Source organism: Mycobacterium sp. NPDC050041, assembly GCF_049541695.1.
In the GTDB taxonomy this organism is placed as follows: domain Bacteria; phylum Actinomycetota; class Actinomycetes; order Mycobacteriales; family Mycobacteriaceae; genus Mycobacterium.
Map to the genome: position 1 here is coordinate 69,356 of NZ_JBMVDG010000003.1, position 16,527 is coordinate 85,882.

A 16,527-nucleotide genomic window follows, 5' to 3' on the forward strand; every position below is an offset into this window, starting at 1 on the left:
ACAAACAGGCATATTCCTATTAGGCATATGTGCTTGCACATTCAGCGAGGAGATGTCATGACTGCAGCCCCCGTCACCCAGGAATCCACCACGCCCAGCGCGGTCATCGATCGGGTGTCGTTGGTGCTCGACGCGTTCGACGGCCCGGGCAGACTGACGCTGGCTCAGATCGTCCGTCGCACCGGGTTGCCCCGATCGTCGGCGCACCGCATGCTCGAGCGCCTCGTACAGCTGCGGTGGCTGCGCCGCAGCGGTCGTGACTACGAACTCGGAATGCGGCTGGTCGAACTCGGCTCGCTGGCCGTTCACCAGGACCGGCTGCACCGCGCCGCCGCCCCCCTGCTGCACGACCTGCACCGCGCCACCGGCCTGGTCGTGCACCTGGCGGTGTTGGACGGCGCCGACGTGGTGTACCTCGAGAAGATCGGCGATCGCATGGCCGCCGCACTACCCAGCCGTGTCGGCGGCCGCCAGGCGGCGCACTGCACCGCGATCGGCAAGGCGATGCTGGCGTACAACGCCGACGCAAGCGACGAGGTCGACCTGTCGAATCGGCGCACCCGGTACTCCATCGGAAGCGCCGCCCAACTCGCCGGCGATCTGGCCAAGGTCCGGGCGCACGGGGTCGCCTTCGACCGGGAAGAGGCGCTGAGCGGATTCGGCTGTGTCGCAGCGCCGATCGGGGCCCCCGGTGACGCCGTCGCTGCACTGTCGGTGTGCGGGCCGATGAGCCGAATGGCTTTCGACCAGCGCCTCGCCGCACCGGTGCGGATGACCGCCATGGGCATCTGGCGCAACGTGGAAGGCGGGCCGCAGCGCGTCGCTCCCACGCTGCAGCAGGTGCGCCCGCTGCGCGGCGGGCCTGCGCACCGTCCGCTGCACGAGTCGGCCGCCCTGCAGCTCGCATGACGCTCGACTCGCAAATCGCCGAGATCATCGACACTCTCGACAGCGGATTCCCGGCCGTCGAGACGATGACCGGTGAACAGGCGCGCGCCATCATCCGATCGCGTTTCGTCGCACCGGCCCAACCGGAACCGGTCGGCAGTGCCACGGATCGCATCGTCGACGGTCCAGGTGGCGCCATTGCGGTTCGGGCGTACCACCCGGCCGAAGCCGCGGCCGGATTGCTACCGGGCCTCGTCTACGCCCATGGTGGCGGATTCGTGTTCTGCGACCTCGACAGCCACGACGGGCTGTGCCGCGACCTGGCCAACCGACTCGGCGCGGTGGTGGTGTCGGTCGACTACCGCCTCGCACCCGAGCATCCGTGGCCGGCGGCGGCGGACGACGTCTACGCCGTCACCCGGTGGATCACCGACAACTGCATCGAACTCGGCGTCGATACCGGCCGCATCGCGGTGGGCGGCGACAGCGCCGGCGGCAACCTCGCCACGGTGACCGCCCTGATGTCTCGCGACCGCGGGGGACCTGCACTCTGCGCCCAGCTGCTGATCTATCCGATGATCACGCCCGACTTCACTACGGAGTCCTACCAGCGCTACGGGAGCGGCTTCTACAATCCCGAGTCCGCGCTGCGCTGGTACTGGGACCAGTACGTGCCCGACGAGGCGGACCGCACCGACCCCTACGCCTCCCCGTTGCACGCCGATCTGCACGGGCTGCCGCCGGCGGTGGTCGTGATCGCGGGACACGATCCGCTGCGCGACGAGGGTCTGGCCTACGGCGCAGCGCTCACCGCGGCCGGAGTGCCGACCGTGGTGGAGACGTTCGAAGGCGGCATTCACGGGTTCATGACAATGCCCAGGTTCACGATCGCTCAGACGGCGCGGGCTCGATTGTGCGAGCAGGCAGCGAGTCTCATGGCGGGAGTAGCGGCGCGTGGGTGACGGTGCGGTGTACGTCGTCGACCGCGTGGTCACCCGGCCGGGGTGCGCACGGCGCTTCGTCGACGCCTACCTCGCCGGATATGGACCGGGTGCCCGCAGCCGCGGTATGACGCTGGAGCATGTGTTGGTCAGTCCCCCCATCTGGTTCGAGGACCATCCGAATACGGTCACCGCGACGTGGTCACTGCCCAGCGCGCAGGCGTGGTGGGAGATGACGTGGCAGGGCCGCCCGGATCCGGCGATCGGTGAATGGTGGGAGAGCATCGGCGATCTGATTCTCGAGCGCAGCCGCAGCGTGGCCGCCGCCGCCGCTGACGTGGACGCCCTCTGCGATGTCTAGCGTCATCCGGCTGGTCGAGACAGCCGACGAAACGCAGCGGGACCGGTTGCTCGACCAACTGCGCGGCTGCGCCCGCGGAATCGGCGCCCAACGGGCACTCGTGCAGCCGACGCTGCCGGGTGTGCGGAACGGCGGAGACATCCTCGTCCACCTCAGATTCCCCGGTTCCGACGCCCGCGCGGAGGGAATCGCCGCGATCGACGTACTGCTCGGCGACCCGGCGGTACGGCACTACAACGGCGCCAGCTACGACGGTGTCCCCGTCGCGAGTGCCGATGGAACCGGCACCGTGTACCGCACGCTGCTGCTGCGGGTGCGCCCCGGCACCGACGACATGGTCGTCCAGCAATTCGAAGACGACCTACGCCTGCTCCCACGCTACGTCCGCACCATCCAGTCATGGCAACTCAGCCGCGTCGAGGAGGCCGTTGGAGCCTCGCCGTGGACGCACGTGTTCGAGCAGGAATTCACCGACCTCGACGGCTTGATGGGCCCCTACCTGATGCACCCCGTCCACTGGGCACGTGTCGATCGCTGGTTCGACCCGGAGTGCCCGGAAGCGATTGTCAGGGAACGCGTCTGCCACAGCTTCTGCCGGAACGTCGAGAACTGAATCTATGTGCGGCGCTGTCGCGATCAGACCCCGGCCGGGAGGATGTTCGGATTCGCCGTCGCCGGCGGCTCCAACGGGGGCAGTAGACCCGTCCCGTCGAGGGTGTGCACCGGCAAATGCTGCGACCACGGGTAATGCAGGCTGAATGCGACCAGTCCGGTGCGTTCCGCCGCCGGCAGGTGGCTCATGGCCAGCACCGTCTCCGCCAGGTACTCGACGGGCTCGGTCGGGAAGGTTTCGGGAATGAGGTCGGATGCACCCGGCGTGCGCACGGCCGTCGACGGGCCGACGCAGTTGACGGCGATGTTGTCGTCGACCAGTTCGGCCGCCAGGCCCTGGGCGAAGCGGTGAAGTGCCGCTTTCAGCGAGGCGTACACCACGTCGCCAGAACTCTTGTTGTACTCGCGGAACGGCCGCACCGGCGCCATGCCGGTGACCGAGCCGATGTTGATGATCCACCCGCCACCACGGCGGCGCATGTGCGGAATCGCGGCCTGCGACAGGATGAAGGGCGTGCGAAGGTAGTGCTCGACAGTGCGGTCGAACGTGTCCGTCGCCATCTTCTCGATGACCGAGTAGTCGGCATAGCCGGCATTGTTGACCAGGATGTCGAGTCGACCGGTGTGTTCGATGACGTTCGGTATCAGTGCTTCTCGCTGCACGGTGTCTTCGAGGTCGGCCGCCAAGCCGATGGCCGTGCCACCTGCCGCCTCGATGAGCGCAATCGTCTCGCCGATCGTCCCGGGCAGCGCCGTCGCCCCTCCCCCGCGCACCGAGGGTGACGGCGTGTAGGAACGCGCGGTCACCACGACCGTGGCGCCCTCGGCGGCCAGTCGCTGGGCAATGGCGCGTCCGATCCCGCGGCTGCTGCCCGTGACCAGCGCCGTCTTACCCCGTAGCAGGTGCGCCACCTGATGCTCCTTGTTGACCGTGCAATACGAAATGCTCCTCGATCGGCGCCCGGTGCTGATGCCAGACGTCGACCAGACGCCACGGAGTGGACACGACCACCCGTCCCGAGCCCGACCGGTAGTAGGTGTGCGCGTTAGGGGTGTGGCACCACACTGTGCGCGACATGGCGTCGTCGATCTGCGCCACGTAGTCGTCGTAGGCCTGCTGCGTCACTTCCATCGTCGTCGCGCCGCGCAGGGCCATCAATTGAAGGCACTCCACGATGTAGTGCGCGAGCACCTCCATCGAGAAGTTCGCGCCGGCACCATGGCCCGGGCTGTAGTTGGGCGCCGAGGTGATGAACAGGTTCGGAAAGCCGGGCACGGTGCCGCCGCGGTACGCGCGAGGACTGTCGCCCCACTCGTCACGCAGCGTGCGCCCGTCGCGTCCGCGGATGTCCACTGTCGACAGGAAGTCGAGGTGATAGCCCGTGGCGTAGATGATCACATCGAGGTCGATCTGTCGACCGTCCTGCGTGACGATTCCTTCTGCGTTGACCGCGGCGGGCTCACTGGCCTCCACGTCGACGTGATCGCGAGTCAGCGCGGCATAGTAGCCGCCCGGATCGCGGATGATGCGCTTGCCGTACGGCGCGAAATCCGGCGTGACCTTCTTCGCCAGTTCTGTTCCCTCACCGAACATCCGGTTGATGTACTCCGTGCACATCTGCAACAGCACGTCGTTCGCCGGAGAGATCGACAGATGCTCGGCGGCCCACTCCGGGTCTCGCAGGATCACGGGATGATTGTTGTCCGCGGTACCCCAGTACGACTTCAGGCGATGCCAGTTGGCGTAGTACGGCAGGTGTCGTCCGAGAAAACGACGGAACTCCGGGACGTCGTCGGAGAGCCGTTTGCGCGGTGCCACCCAGTGCGGCTGCCGCTGGAACACGGTCAGATGGTCGACCTGATGGACACAGGCATCGACGATCTGCACCGCTGTGCAACCGGCCCCGATGATCGCCACCCGCTTGCCGGTCAGGTCCAAGGTCGAATCCCACCGCGCGGAGTGCACGCTGACACCGGCGAAACTCTCGCGGCCGGGAAGGTCCGGCCAGCGAGGTCGATTCAGGTAGCCCGCAGCGGTGATGACCACGCGGGCGTGACTCACCTCGCGGTGACCATCGCGAGTCACCGAGTGGATCTCCCACTGCCGGCGGTCCTCGTCCCACCACAGCGCCTCGACTTCGGTACCGAACCGCGTGTGCTCGCGGAGCCCGTGCCGGTCGGCAAGTGATACGAGATAGCCCTGGTATTCCGCGCCCTGCGGGTAGTAGTTCGACCAGTCCGGGTTGACCTCGCGTGACAGCGAGTAGTACGCCGACGGGGTGTCCACCCCGATGCCCGGATAGGTGGTCGTCAACCAGGTACCGCCGACTTCATCGTTGCGGTCGAAGATGTCGTAGGTCACGCCCGCATCCGCGGCGGCGAGCGCGGTCACGATGCCGGCGATACCAGCCCCGATGATGGCGACCGTTGTGGTGGCCGGAATCGGCACATCACGGGGAAGCGTCGGTTGTGACAGCTGGAAGCCGCCCTGCTCGAGCAGCAGCGGCACGAACTCGTCGTCGACTTCCGAACCGAGGGCCAGCGGGAGCAGTCGGGTGAAGAGCACCTCGTCGACGGGCACCGGTGCCGCTTGAGCTTCGACGGCGCTCACCAGAGCCGCCACGATCGCCTCCATGGTGTCGGAGTCGGTGACACCCCTCTTCTCCGGAGGGTCGGGTTCGTGCGAGATCTTCGGCGCGAAGCGGTCGAGCACCGACGCGTCATCGGTCATCTGTGCCAGCACCGCCACCAGTACGCCCGGATCCGCCTGCCGCAGGTGGGTCCTCAGCGCCTCGAGGTCGACCTGGGAGGCGTCGTGCGTCGTCGGGGTTGCGGCGTCAATCGTCACGTCACCGAGTATCGAACCGCTGACCGGTGACGGCACCGGCTGTGCCTACTGAGCGGGACAGCGATCGGTGAGCGGGCGTGATCCGTGTTTGGCTGCCCTCATGCAAGGCGACCCCGACACCGACAGCCTGGTCGCACGGGCTCGCAGCCACGCACTCGGTGACATCCCGCGGCGGTCGGCCCGCCGGCAACCCGACAAGACCGCGATCATCGACGGCGAGGTCACACTGACGTTCGCAGAGTTCGATCGGTTCGTCGACCGCACCGCAGCAGCGCTGCGCGACAACGGTTTCGATGTCGGTGACCGGATTGCGCTACTGTCCCACAACTGCTGGCAGTACGCCGTGCTGACGTTCGCCACCGCACGTGCGGGCGTGGTGCTGGTGCCGGTGAACTTCATGCTCACGGCCGAGGAGATCGCCTACGTGCTCGGCCACAGCCACGTCACCGGCTTCATCGTCGAGGCCGAACTGACGCCCATCGCCGAGGACGCCATGCGGCGCGGCGGCGCGGTCACCACCACGGTGGCGCTGACCCCCGACGGGGCCACCCCGCCGCCGGGATGGCAGGACTTCGCCACGTGGCTCGACACCGACAGCCCGGCCCCGCGCCCGCATATCGACGACGAGCAGCTAATGCGCCTGATGTACACCAGCGGCACCGAATCGCGGCCCAAGGCGGTGATGCACACCAGTCGCAGCCTGATGTGGCAGTACGTCAGCACCATCCTGGCCGGAGCCATGTCCGGTAGCGACGTCGAGATCCACTCCCTGCCGCTGTACCACTGCGCGCAGTTGGACAACTTCCTGGCCACCGACATCTACCTGGGAGCCACCAGCATCATCCTGGCACTCCCTGATCCCGAGACGGTTCTGCGCACCATCGAGCGGTACCGGGTGACGAACTACTTTGCGCCTCCGACGGTGTGGATCAGCCTGCTGCGCTGTCCGGTCTTCGATCAGGTCGACCTGTCCAGTCTGCGCAAGGGCTACTACGGTGCGTCGGCGATGCCGACGGAGATCCTCGCCGAGATGCGGGAACGCCTCCCCGACCTGCGGCTGTGGAACTTCTACGGACAGACCGAGATGGCGCCGCTGGCCTCGGCGCTCGGCCCCGACGAGCAGGACACGCACGCCGGCTCCGCCGGGCGCCCGGTGCTCAACGTGGAGACCACCATCCTCGACGCCGCTGACTCGCCGGTGCCCACCGGCGTCATCGGCGAGATCGCCCACCGCAGCCCCCATCTCATGCTCGGCTATCTCGACGACCCGGCCAAGACGGCGGAAGCCTTCCGTGCCGGCTGGTTCCACTCCGGTGACCTCGGCTACTACGACGAGCACGGGCTTCTCCACGTCGTCGACCGCAAGAAGGACATGATCAAGACGGGCGGGGAGAACGTGGCCAGTCGTGAGGTCGAAGAAGTCCTCTATCGCCATAACGGAATACAAGAGGTTGCGGTCTTCGGGTTGGCTCACCCGGTATGGGTGGAAGCCGTTGTCGCCGCGGTGGTGCTGCGCGAGGGGGCCGACCTCACCGAACACGACGTGATCGCGCACTGCCGAGCGCACCTGGCCGGGTTCAAGGCTCCCAAGCAGGTGTTCTTCGTCGAGGCACTGCCGAAGAACCCCAGCGGCAAGCTGCTCAAGCGCGATCTGCGCCGGCGGTTCAGCCTCGAGCACAGCCGCTGAGAACGATGCCGGATTGTGGAACCTCATCGCCGGCTGATGGTGTTCCGCTCACCGGTCACGCCCCTGTTTCCGATTCCTCGAGGAGGCTTGACTGGTCGGCATGAGCAACGACATCACCCTGGCTGAACTCCAGGACTTCGTCTCCGGCTACTGGTACGCCTACGACGAAGCGCTGTACGACGACATGGCGGCCGCGAAAGCCGACGACATCCGCTTCATCACCCGCAGCGATTCCGGGGCCAGCCCGTTCGAGGAGCTGATGTCGCCCGAGCTGCACGGCCGCGACGCGGTGATGGAGTGGCTCACCGACCATCGCCGCCAGAGCCCCTACCCGCTGCGCCACCACGCCACCAACATCCACCGCACGGGCACCCACGATGGCACCGCCCGTGCCCGCTTCTACATCTTCGTCAACCAGATCACGAATTTCGTGCCGTTCGCGGTGTCCAGCGGCGTCGCCAACGTCGCGGTGCGCCGCGGCGCGAGTGGCCTCGAGTTCACCGAGATGGAAATGGTCCTCGACACGACGAATTCGGTGCTGCTGGCGGAGATGTCCGCCGACGCCAGCGCGGGCGCCTGAGCGGCGTGGACGCCCGCGAGACCTTCTCCGGCGGTGTCGCCGTCATCACCGGCGCCGGTGCCGGCATCGGCGCCGGGCTTGCCCGTCACGCTGCCCAGCTCGGCATGACGGTGGTCCTGGCCGACATCGACGGCGACGCCATCGCCGCGCTGGGCGACGAACTGACCGCGCAGGGCGTACATGCACTTGCTGTCGTCTGCGATGTCACTGATTTCGACGCGGTGCAGGAACTCGCCGACCGGACCTACCGGGACGCCGGGCCGGTCCGTCTGCTTGTCAACAACGCCGGTGTCGAACAGTTCGGATTCCTGTGGGACACCCCGGTCGCCAATTGGCAGCGGCTCGTCGACATCAACATCTCAGGCGTCTTCAACGGCATACGCGCGTTCCTGCCGCACATGATCGCCGCCGGATCTCCGGCGTGGGTGTGGAATCTGTCCTCGATCGGCGGTGTCGCTGTGGTGCCGCTGCAGGCGCCCTACATCATGAGCAAGCACGCGGTGCTGGCCCTCACCGAATGCCTCGCGTTGGAGACGCAATTGGCGGGGCACGATCACATCCACGTACAGGCGGTGTTGCCGGGTGCGGTGGTGTCGAACATCTTCGAGTCCGCCCGCGGCGTCGCCGACGGCGACATCGAGGCTGCCGAAGCACAACGCAGCGCCATGCTCGACATCAAAGCCGCGGCGATGGATGCCGTCGCGGCGGCCGAGGTGGTCTTCGAGCAATCCGCCGAGGGGCGTTTCTATCTGCTCACCCAGCCGGAGTACGTCGGGTCGGCAATGGCCGAGCGCGCCGACGTGCTCACCTCGCAGCGCGCACCGGTACTGAAGACCAAGCAGCGCTTCGACTCCGCGAAGCACTGACGGGATGTCCAAGTACGCCTTGGATCCCGACGCCGCCACGCGCGTCGCGGCGTTCGGAGTGATCCCCCCTATGCGGCAGCGGGGCCTGACCGAGGTACGCCGGACCATCGAGTCGGCGCCACATCCTGATGTGATGCCGGAGATGTCCAGTGTCGAGGACCGGGTCGCGCCGGGTCCGGCTGGGCCCATTCCGCTGAGGATCTACCGCCCCACGGGCGACGCCGACGCTCCCGTGCTCGTCTACTTCCACGGCGGCGGCATGGTGCTCGGCTCCAACCACTCCTTCGAACCTCTCGCTCGGGCCTTGGCCGCGGCCAGTGGGGCGACGGTCGTGTCCGTTGACTACCGACTCGCGCCCGAGGCCCCGGCGCCGGCGCAGTTCGACGACGCCTACGCCGCCACCGCACACGTCGCCGCCAATGCGGAGTCACTACGCGTCGACGCCGATCGGCTCGCCGTGATCGGGGACAGCGCCGGCGGCTCATTGGCGGCGGCGGTGTCGCTGGCCGCACGCGACCGTGACGGGCCATCTATCCGGTGCCAGGTGCTGATGTACCCGGGCCTCGACCGCGACATGATGTGTTCGTCGATCGTGAGCATGCCCGACGCACCGATGTTGACCCGCGATGACATCGACTACATGCACGAGCTCGCCGACAGTGGCGTGACCACGCCGCCTGACCCTTACCGGTTCCCGGCAATTGCCACCGAGCTGGTCGGACTTCCGCCGGCGATTGTGGTGACCGCGGCCTGCGATCCGATTCGGGATTGGGGAGAGCGGTATGCGGTGCGCCTTCGAGATGCAGGTGTGCAGACGACACTGACCCGCTATCCCGGCGTCTATCACGGGTTCCTGATGCGTTCGGACGCCACCGCCAGAGGCCGGCTCGCGATCGCCGAGACTGGAGCTTTGATTCGCGCGAAGTTCGCTCACCCCCTGTCGGTCTGAGCCGGTGTTCACCTCCCGATCACCGGACAGTTGGGCTCACCGGAAGCCGTTACCGCCCCAGTATTGACAGATCGGCGGCAATGCCGAGCGTCCGAAGAACAAGAGGAGACCCGATGCTGACTGATGATCGGCGCATGGATCTGTCCGATGTACTGCGACCCGCTTCGCCGCCGCGGGAGATCGACGACGTCTACTCCGACGACCAGCGGGAGCGTCTGCTCGACGTGGTGCGGACCCAGGGACCGTGGAAGCTGATCATCGCGCAGCATTTCGCGTCGGCCGACGAACTCATGGCCACCATGAGTGGTGCATTCCCGGAGGGTTTCGAGCCGTCACTCGACCTGTTCCTCACCCCGACGTTCCGTGGCTACCTGGCGAACTATGGCGCCGTGCTCTACCCGGAACTGCACGATTGCTTCTACAACGAGACGTTCCTGAACCAGGCCAAGAGCTACTGGAACGCCCAATACGCCAAGCCCGAGCTGATGCTCTTCAACATCAACGGCCCGTGCGCCAACCGCGACCCCGGCCACCTGGACTCCCCCAGCTTTCGCGGTGTGCGCCACGAGAACGCACCGACGTGGCTCTGCAGTGTGATGGGGAAATCTGGTTTGTTCCAGGACTATTTGATCAAGATGGCACAGGTGATCACCTGGTTCTCACTAGACGAGAGCAGCGGGTTCACCTATTGGCCCGACGGTCCACTCAAGGCCCCGCAGCGTCTGCTGCCGCCGGTCTACAACCGTGGAGTGGTCGTGCAGAACGAGATGATGGTGCACCGCGGTGAAGCCAACGGCCCGCTACAGCAGCAGGTCCCGGCCGGTCTCGCATTCGATACGGTCTTCACCGGGGACTCGAACGACCGCGACCAATGGTTGTTGAAGAACGGCGACGATGTGATCGCGCGGCACCACACCGACGAACTACGCTTCCTGGTCCACTGGTCGGCCGAGGTGTTCTCCGACTTCGACGAGCTCAAGAAGAACATGGACCACTCCGACGACCTGACCACCGACCGCGCGATCGGCATGATGGTCGACGACCTGCGCGCCAAGGGCATCAAACTGGACGTGCCCGGTGAGCCGCTGCACGACCCGCAGTTCATCGGTGCGCTGAACGCCGCTTACGACCTCGGTGGACCGGCGATCTATCCCGACGAGGCGCCGCTGTCGGCGTTCCAGATGGCCTGACCGATGGACCGGTTCATGGATCGCCGCGTCATCGTCACCGGTGCGGGATCGGGCATCGGTCAGGCGACCGTCGCTCGTCTGCTCGACGAGGGAGCGACCGTCGTCGCCTTCGACATCTCGGAGTACGGCTTGGCGCAGACAGTGTCTGCCGCCGCCGACGCCGGCACCGACAAACGGCTGACCACTGCGGTTCTCGACATCTCGGACGAGCAGTCAGTGACCTCCTCGGTCGGCTTCGCGATCGACGATCTGGGCGGACTGGACGTCCTCGTCAACGCGGCGGCGATACAACGGTGCGCCCACACCCACGAGCACACGCTCGACGACTGGAACGCCACCTTGGCGGTGAATCTGACCGGCACCTTCCTGATGACCCGCCAGGCACTACCGGCGCTGTGCGAATCCGGCCGAGGCGTGGTCGTGAACTTCACGTCCACCTCGGCATCCTTCGCTCACCCGTATATGGCGGCCTACGCGGCCAGCAAAGGCGGGATCCTGGCGTTCACGCACTGCCTCGCGCTCGAATACGCGAAGCAGGGATTGCGCGCGGTCAACATCCAGCCCGGCGGCGTGTCCACGGCGCTGGCACTGAGCACCCTGGACAAGATGCCCGAGGGCTACGACCTCGGCCTGTGGGCCAAGCAGACACCGATTTTGCCGCAGGACGACGGCGGCATCCTGGGCGAGCCCGCCAAGGTCGCCTCCGTCATCGCGATGGTGGCCTCCGAAGACGGAGCGTTCATCACCGGCACCGAGATCCGCATCGACGGCGGCGCCCACGCCTGAACGTCAGCGGACGATCACCTCGCTCGGTGTCCGGGGCGCTCCCAACATCTCTCGGTGTGACGGCGGAGTTCGTCCTTCCTCGTCCGTCACTCCATAGCGCTGCGCCAGCTCGGCACTGATCAGGGTATGGCCGCTGAGTGCCGCCCGGTCCGGGTCGCGGAAGAGGGCATCGACGACGTAGCCGGTGAACTCCGGTGTTTCCGCATGCTGCGCGAATGCCTGCAGCCCGTCGTCGTTGTCACCGAATGCTTGTCGCATCTTATCGGTCAGTAGGATTCCCATCCAGGCAGACACGACATCGACCGGAGTACCGCGGAAGTCGACTGCCATGTCGGCCGCCATCTTGTCTATCCCGGCTTTCTGGGCGCCGTACGCCGGGCCGTGCATGTAGCAGACGGCGCCCGGAGATGACGTGAACACGACGAGTCCCGCACTGCTGCGCAGCAGCAGCGGCGCTGCACACCACGACGCGACGTACGCCGACCGCAAGCCCACATCGAGAATGTCCCCCAGTTCGATTGGCTTCTCCCAAAACGGCTTCGGGCCTGTCAACGCGTCGTGCACCGCAGCGGCGTTGTTGACCAGCAGGTCGAGCCGGCCGTTTTCCCGCTCGACCCGTGCGAACAGCTGGGCGACCGCGGCGTCGTCACGATGGTCGAGCGGTACCGCGATCACCTCGTCGCCGGTCTCGACCACGGTTCGGCCGGTCGCGTACACCCGCCATCCGCAGTTCGACAGGGCCCGCGCGATTCCACGCCCGGCCCCGCGGCTGGCGCCCGTCACCACTGCGACGGGTGCGTCAGAAGAGTGAGTCACACAGCGAGGTTAAGGCGCGACCGGCGCCTCGTCGACAATCTGCAATCGGCCTCCGCGCACCGCTTCCACGATCGAATGGGTCAGCTCGGAGCAGGAGAGAAATACTGGGGGGCGACCGTGTGCAGCCAGCTCCTCGGCGGCACGGCGCTGCGGACATGTCCGCACCGCCGCGGCGTTCCACTGCACACTCGTCTGCTCCCAGGTGCTCTTGCGCGCCAACACGCCCGCCCCGCAGGCCCGGCAGGTCACCGGAACCATCGGCGCGTCGTCCAGCCGGTTGTCCGGCCGAATGCTCATCCGGCGCTTGACGCCGAGACTCCGGCCGCCAGGTTGTCCTCGACGACCTTCATCCACTCCTCCCGGGGGCGGGTGGTGTCGATCTCGTACTCGAAGCGGTCGACCATGTCCGGGGTGACATCTGCGGCGTCGACATAGAACTGCTCGTACCAACGGCGCAGCTGGTAGACCGGACCGTCCTCTTCGCACAGCAGCGGGTTGTCGATGCGCGCCTTGTTCTTCCAGATGTCGACATCCTGCTCGAAGCCCATCTTCACGAAATCTCCAAGGCCGATCGCGGTCTGCATCGCCAGTTCGTCGGTCAACGCCTCCGACTTCTTCACGATGATGCCGTACTGCAGCACGAACGATTCGGCGTCGATGGGATAGTGGCAGTTGATCAGAACTGTGCGGTGATCGATGTTCTCGTAGTGGTAGGTGAGGTCATCGATCATGAAAGAGGGACCGTAATACCCTGCTACCGAGGTGGTGCCGAGCATCTTCGGCCCCTCGAGTGGCTGCATATCGGGCCGGCCGGCACTGTTCATGTACTGGATCGCCACGTGACCTTCGAACACGTTCTTGAAATGCGTGGGCAGCGATCCGTGGATGTAGAAGAAGTGCGCCATGTCGACCACGTTGTCGATGACTTCACGGCAATTGGTGTCGACCACGGTGGTGTACCAGTGCCAGTCGGTCCACTCGTCGCTGGTGGCTCCTTCGATCCGCGGGATCGTCACGCCCTCCGGCGGCGGTTTGCGCTCAGGATCGTTCCACACGAACAGCATTCCGTCCTGCTCGAGTGTCGTCCACGTCGCCGTGCGCGCCAGTCGCGGAGCCCGTTTGCTGTACGGCACCTTCTTGCAGCGACCGTCGCCACCCCAGCGCCAATCGTGGAAGGGGCAGGCGATCTCGTCGCCCTTGACCTGCCCCTGGCTCAGGTCCCCGCCCATGTGCCGGCAGTACGCATCGAGCACGTTGATCTTGCCGTCACCGCCACGGAACACCACCAACTTGTTACCGAAGGCGCTGACCGAATGGGGTTGGCCATCACCGAATTCAGTCGTCAGACCGAGGCAGTGCCATCCACGGGCGAAGCGTGTCGGCGCCGCGTCGGCTTCGATGTGCCGCACCTCGACATCGGGCTGTAGCGTCATGGATCCGTTCTACCGCGGTTGGAGGCAGCGAGAAACCTGCTGTTCCGCTCATCAGGACAGGCAATGCCCTCCTCCGCCCGAGCCACCTAACGTCGGTTCGTGACCACTGCGCCGCACAGCACCATCCCGACGGGCCTGCCCGTCAACGACACCATCGTCGACCTGTTGGTGGTTGGGTCGGGCACCGGTATGGCTGCGGCCCTGGCCGCAAGGGATCACGGGCTGTCGGTGCTGATCATCGAGAAGTCCGGATACATCGGCGGGTCGACGGCGCGTTCCGGTGGAGCCCTCTGGCTGCCCGCCAGCCAGGTGATCAGCGGCGACGGTGGCGGCGACACCCAGCAGCGGGCGCGGACCTATCTCGACGCCGCGGTGAACGGCACCGCGCCCTCGTCGCGTTCCACCGCATTCCTCGCACACGTCGACTCGACCATCGACCTGCTGCGCCGCACCACACCTATGCGCTTCTTCTGGGCGAAGGACTACTCCGACTATCACCCCGAGCTTCCGGGCGGCAGCGCGGCGGGTCGAACCTGTGAGTGCCGACCGCTGGACACCGCGGTGCTCGGCGAGCATCGCGCGCGACTGCGTCCCGGGGTCATGGAGGTCAAGATCCCCATGCCGACCACCGGTGCGGACTACCGATGGCTGAACTTGATGTCACGGGTTCCGCGCAAAGGTGTGCCGGTGGTGATCAAGCGGCTCGGCCAGGGCCTCGGAGGCCTGCTGTTGGGCCGGCGGTACGCCGCCGGCGGTCAAGCGCTGGCGGCGGGACTGTTCGCCGGGGTGTTGCGGGCCGGCATCCCGGTTTGGACCACGACGTCGCTGCAGCGCCTCACCACCGATGACGGCGGCCAGGTGACGGGTGCGGTGGTCGACCATTGCGGACGGGAAGTCGCCGTGACGGCGCGTCGCGGCGTCGTGCTGGCGGCCGGCGGATTCGACCACCGCATGGACATGCGCTGGAAGTTTCAGTCCGAGTCGCTGGGTGAACATGCCAGCCTAGGCGCGGAGAGCAACACCGGCGATGCGATCCGCGTCGCTCAAGATGTGGGCGCTGCAATCGATCTGATGGACCAGTCATGGTGGTTCCCCGCCGTGGCGGCCTTGCCCGACGCCGATCCGAAGGTGATGCTGGCAGAGCGGTCACTCCCCGGATCACTCATCGTCGACCAGACCGGCAGCCGGTTCGTCAACGAGGCCACCGACTACATGTCCTTCGGACAGTGTGTGCTCGATCGCGAGCGCGCCGGCAATCCGGTCGATTCCATGTGGATCGTATTCGACCAGCAGTACCGCAACAGTTATGTCTTCGCGGCGGAACTGTTTCCTCGCATGGCCGTTCCGCAATCGTGGTACGACGCCGGCATCGCGCACCGCGCGGACGATCTCGGCGAACTCGGCCGCAGGATGGGGGTGCCGTCCGCCGACTTCCTCACCACCATCGCGCGATTCAACGAGATGGCCTGCGCCGGTCAGGATTCAGACTTCGGACGCGGTCGCAGCGCCTATGACCGCTACTACGGAGATCTCACGGTGACGCCCAATCCGAATCTGCGCGCGCTCGACCGCGGGCCGTTCTACGCGGTGAAGATGGTGCTCAGCGACCTCGGCACCTGTGGCGGCCTACGCGCCGACGAACGCGCCCGGGTGCTGCGCGAGGACGGCACCGCGATTCCCGGTCTCTACGCGATCGGCAACACGGCCGCCAACGCGTTCGGGACGACGTACCCGGGCGCAGGCGCGACGATTGCACAAGGACTGGTGTACGGGTACATCGCCGCCCGAGACGCCGCACAACACCAGACGTAGAGCGGCCGATGCATCAGAGACGCACCAGCGTGAACAGGCGGACTACTCCGGCTCTTCGGCCTGCACTCTGCGCTCGATCTCGTACCAGTAGTCGCGCAGCAGGGGCGGCGTCCCGTTGTCGCTAGCGGGTTGCGCCTTCGCGAAGGCTTCCTCGGCCTCGTCGAGGTCCTTGATCACTTTGAGCGCCAGTTCCCGCTCGGCGGCGTAATAGCGCTCGGCCCACTGCAGCGCCACACGTCCGTACGCCCAGGCGGGTTCGACCTCGGCCCACTTCGCCTCGACGGCGGCTTCGCGCTGCATCCGGTCAGCGAACGCCACGTGCTCCTGCATGATCTCTTTGAGTCGGGCCGGATTGGTCAGGTGCCCGAACATCACTCTCAGCAGAGGATTGTGCTTGAGCTGCGGCGGGTCGACAGGCCCTTTTTCGGCCCATTCCCGCAACGCAGCCGACCCCGCTTCGGTGATCTTGTAGAGCCGCTTGCTACGTGCACCGCCGTCGTTCTCGACCCGCGAGGTGAGCAGATCCTGCTCTTCGAGCTTCTTGAGTTCGGTGTAGATCTGGCTGTAGGCCGGGCTACCGTAGAAGAACCGCAAGCTCCACTCGGTCCACTTCTTGATGTCGTAACCCGACAGCTCGTCCTCATACGACAGCACCCCGAGCAGGGCCCAGCCTGTCGCGGTCACCTTCGGCCTGTCGGCACTCGAGGGCATTTGTCCAGGCTAACAACTCCCGGTCGCAGCGGTCGTCGCGTCATCCG

The 16,527-nt window shown here is 66.5% G+C and carries 17 protein-coding genes; 11 read left to right on the forward strand and 6 right to left on the reverse strand.

What is annotated here, in order from left to right:
* Positions 1-57: 57 nt before the first annotated feature.
* Genes ACPCHZ_RS10755 through ACPCHZ_RS10770 form a run of 4 tightly spaced genes read left to right on the forward strand, consistent with a single transcriptional unit; the run spans position 58 to position 2,803 of the window.
* Positions 58-909, forward strand: coding sequence for an IclR family transcriptional regulator (locus ACPCHZ_RS10755; protein WP_264012179.1), 852 nt, complete (start codon positions 58-60; stop codon positions 907-909).
* Complete coding sequence (locus ACPCHZ_RS10760) at positions 906-1,850, forward strand: alpha/beta hydrolase (protein WP_423484762.1); 945 nt, start codon at positions 906-908, stop codon at positions 1,848-1,850. The genes ACPCHZ_RS10755 and ACPCHZ_RS10760 overlap by 4 nt, the downstream gene beginning before the upstream one ends.
* The gene (locus tag ACPCHZ_RS10765; RefSeq protein ID WP_423484763.1) at positions 1,843-2,190 is read left to right on the forward strand and encodes a hypothetical protein; all 348 of its coding nucleotides are present in this window, start codon (positions 1,843-1,845) and stop codon (positions 2,188-2,190) included. The genes ACPCHZ_RS10760 and ACPCHZ_RS10765 overlap by 8 nt, the downstream gene beginning before the upstream one ends.
* Complete coding sequence (locus ACPCHZ_RS10770) at positions 2,183-2,803, forward strand: Dabb family protein (protein ID WP_423484764.1); 621 nt, start codon at positions 2,183-2,185, stop codon at positions 2,801-2,803. The genes ACPCHZ_RS10765 and ACPCHZ_RS10770 overlap by 8 nt, the downstream gene beginning before the upstream one ends.
* A gap of 23 nt (positions 2,804-2,826) precedes the next feature.
* On the opposite strand, the gene ACPCHZ_RS10775 is transcribed toward ACPCHZ_RS10770, so the two are convergent.
* The gene (locus ACPCHZ_RS10775) at positions 2,827-3,714 is read right to left on the reverse strand and encodes an SDR family NAD(P)-dependent oxidoreductase (protein WP_423484765.1); all 888 of its coding nucleotides are present in this window, start codon (positions 3,712-3,714) and stop codon (positions 2,827-2,829) included.
* Entirely contained in the window at positions 3,692-5,533 is a 1,842-nt protein-coding gene (locus ACPCHZ_RS10780; RefSeq protein ID WP_423485342.1) for a flavin-containing monooxygenase, read from the reverse strand. The genes ACPCHZ_RS10775 and ACPCHZ_RS10780 overlap by 23 nt, the downstream gene beginning before the upstream one ends.
* A 217-nt stretch (positions 5,534-5,750) precedes the next feature.
* Here ACPCHZ_RS10780 and ACPCHZ_RS10785 point away from each other — a divergent pair, with 217 nt between their 5' ends.
* The 6 genes from ACPCHZ_RS10785 (at position 5,751) to ACPCHZ_RS10810 (ending at position 11,708) form a co-directional block, all read left to right on the forward strand.
* A complete protein-coding gene (locus ACPCHZ_RS10785) occupies positions 5,751-7,337 on the forward strand; it encodes an acyl-CoA synthetase (protein ID WP_423484766.1) in 1,587 nt (528 codons plus the stop codon).
* 100 nt (positions 7,338-7,437) lie between these two features.
* Positions 7,438-7,917: a nuclear transport factor 2 family protein gene (locus ACPCHZ_RS10790; protein WP_423484767.1), complete on the forward strand. Its 480-nt coding sequence runs from the start codon at positions 7,438-7,440 to the stop codon at positions 7,915-7,917.
* 5 nt (positions 7,918-7,922) lie between these two features.
* Positions 7,923-8,783, forward strand: coding sequence for an SDR family NAD(P)-dependent oxidoreductase (locus tag ACPCHZ_RS10795; protein ID WP_423484768.1), 861 nt, complete (start codon positions 7,923-7,925; stop codon positions 8,781-8,783).
* Positions 8,784-8,787: 4 nt separating this feature from the next.
* Entirely contained in the window at positions 8,788-9,732 is a 945-nt protein-coding gene (locus tag ACPCHZ_RS10800; protein WP_423484769.1) for an alpha/beta hydrolase, read from the forward strand.
* Positions 9,733-9,845: 113 nt separating this feature from the next.
* Positions 9,846-10,922 (forward strand): hypothetical protein, encoded by a 1,077-nt coding sequence (locus ACPCHZ_RS10805; RefSeq protein ID WP_423484770.1) that lies wholly within the window; start codon positions 9,846-9,848, stop codon positions 10,920-10,922.
* Positions 10,923-10,925: 3 nt separating this feature from the next.
* The gene (locus ACPCHZ_RS10810) at positions 10,926-11,708 is read left to right on the forward strand and encodes an SDR family NAD(P)-dependent oxidoreductase (RefSeq protein ID WP_423484771.1); all 783 of its coding nucleotides are present in this window, start codon (positions 10,926-10,928) and stop codon (positions 11,706-11,708) included.
* 3 nt (positions 11,709-11,711) lie between these two features.
* Here the strand turns inward: ACPCHZ_RS10810 and ACPCHZ_RS10815 are convergent, their stop codons facing one another.
* Genes ACPCHZ_RS10815 through ACPCHZ_RS10825 form a run of 3 tightly spaced genes read right to left on the reverse strand, consistent with a single transcriptional unit; the run spans position 11,712 to position 13,957 of the window.
* Positions 11,712-12,524, reverse strand: a complete 813-nt coding sequence (locus ACPCHZ_RS10815) for an SDR family NAD(P)-dependent oxidoreductase (protein WP_423484772.1) — start codon at positions 12,522-12,524, stop codon at positions 11,712-11,714.
* A 9-nt stretch (positions 12,525-12,533) separates the two neighbouring features.
* Positions 12,534-12,821: a ferredoxin gene (locus ACPCHZ_RS10820; protein WP_423484773.1), complete on the reverse strand. Its 288-nt coding sequence runs from the start codon at positions 12,819-12,821 to the stop codon at positions 12,534-12,536.
* Complete coding sequence (locus tag ACPCHZ_RS10825) at positions 12,818-13,957, reverse strand: Rieske 2Fe-2S domain-containing protein (protein ID WP_423484774.1); 1,140 nt, start codon at positions 13,955-13,957, stop codon at positions 12,818-12,820. Before ACPCHZ_RS10825 ends, ACPCHZ_RS10820 begins: the two co-directional genes overlap by 4 nt.
* A 99-nt stretch (positions 13,958-14,056) precedes the next feature.
* On the opposite strand from ACPCHZ_RS10825, the gene ACPCHZ_RS10830 reads away from it, so the two are divergent.
* Complete coding sequence (locus ACPCHZ_RS10830) at positions 14,057-15,769, forward strand: 3-ketosteroid-delta-1-dehydrogenase (RefSeq protein ID WP_423484775.1); 1,713 nt, start codon at positions 14,057-14,059, stop codon at positions 15,767-15,769.
* A 42-nt stretch (positions 15,770-15,811) separates the two neighbouring features.
* Here the strand turns inward: ACPCHZ_RS10830 and ACPCHZ_RS10835 are convergent, their stop codons facing one another.
* Complete coding sequence (locus ACPCHZ_RS10835) at positions 15,812-16,480, reverse strand: PadR family transcriptional regulator (RefSeq protein ID WP_423484776.1); 669 nt, start codon at positions 16,478-16,480, stop codon at positions 15,812-15,814.
* Positions 16,481-16,527 lie beyond the last annotated feature (47 nt).

Coding starts and splice junctions, on each gene's coding strand:
- ACPCHZ_RS10825 (WP_423484774.1), bottom strand. CDS start 13,957: ATGACGCTACAGCCCGATGTCGAGGTGCGGCACATCGAAGCCGACGCG.
- ACPCHZ_RS10760 (WP_423484762.1), top strand. CDS start 906: ATGACGCTCGACTCGCAAATCGCCGAGATCATCGACACTCTCGACAGC.
- ACPCHZ_RS10780 (WP_423485342.1), bottom strand. CDS start 5,533: ATGACCGATGACGCGTCGGTGCTCGACCGCTTCGCGCCGAAGATCTCG.
- ACPCHZ_RS10770 (WP_423484764.1), top strand. CDS start 2,183: ATGTCTAGCGTCATCCGGCTGGTCGAGACAGCCGACGAAACGCAGCGG.
- ACPCHZ_RS10810 (WP_423484771.1), top strand. CDS start 10,926: ATGGACCGGTTCATGGATCGCCGCGTCATCGTCACCGGTGCGGGATCG.
- ACPCHZ_RS10790 (WP_423484767.1), top strand. CDS start 7,438: ATGAGCAACGACATCACCCTGGCTGAACTCCAGGACTTCGTCTCCGGC.
- ACPCHZ_RS10800 (WP_423484769.1), top strand. CDS start 8,788: ATGTCCAAGTACGCCTTGGATCCCGACGCCGCCACGCGCGTCGCGGCG.
- ACPCHZ_RS10805 (WP_423484770.1), top strand. CDS start 9,846: ATGCTGACTGATGATCGGCGCATGGATCTGTCCGATGTACTGCGACCC.
- ACPCHZ_RS10755 (WP_264012179.1), top strand. CDS start 58: ATGACTGCAGCCCCCGTCACCCAGGAATCCACCACGCCCAGCGCGGTC.
- ACPCHZ_RS10835 (WP_423484776.1), bottom strand. CDS start 16,480: ATGCCCTCGAGTGCCGACAGGCCGAAGGTGACCGCGACAGGCTGGGCC.
- ACPCHZ_RS10785 (WP_423484766.1), top strand. CDS start 5,751: ATGCAAGGCGACCCCGACACCGACAGCCTGGTCGCACGGGCTCGCAGC.
- ACPCHZ_RS10820 (WP_423484773.1), bottom strand. CDS start 12,821: ATGAGCATTCGGCCGGACAACCGGCTGGACGACGCGCCGATGGTTCCG.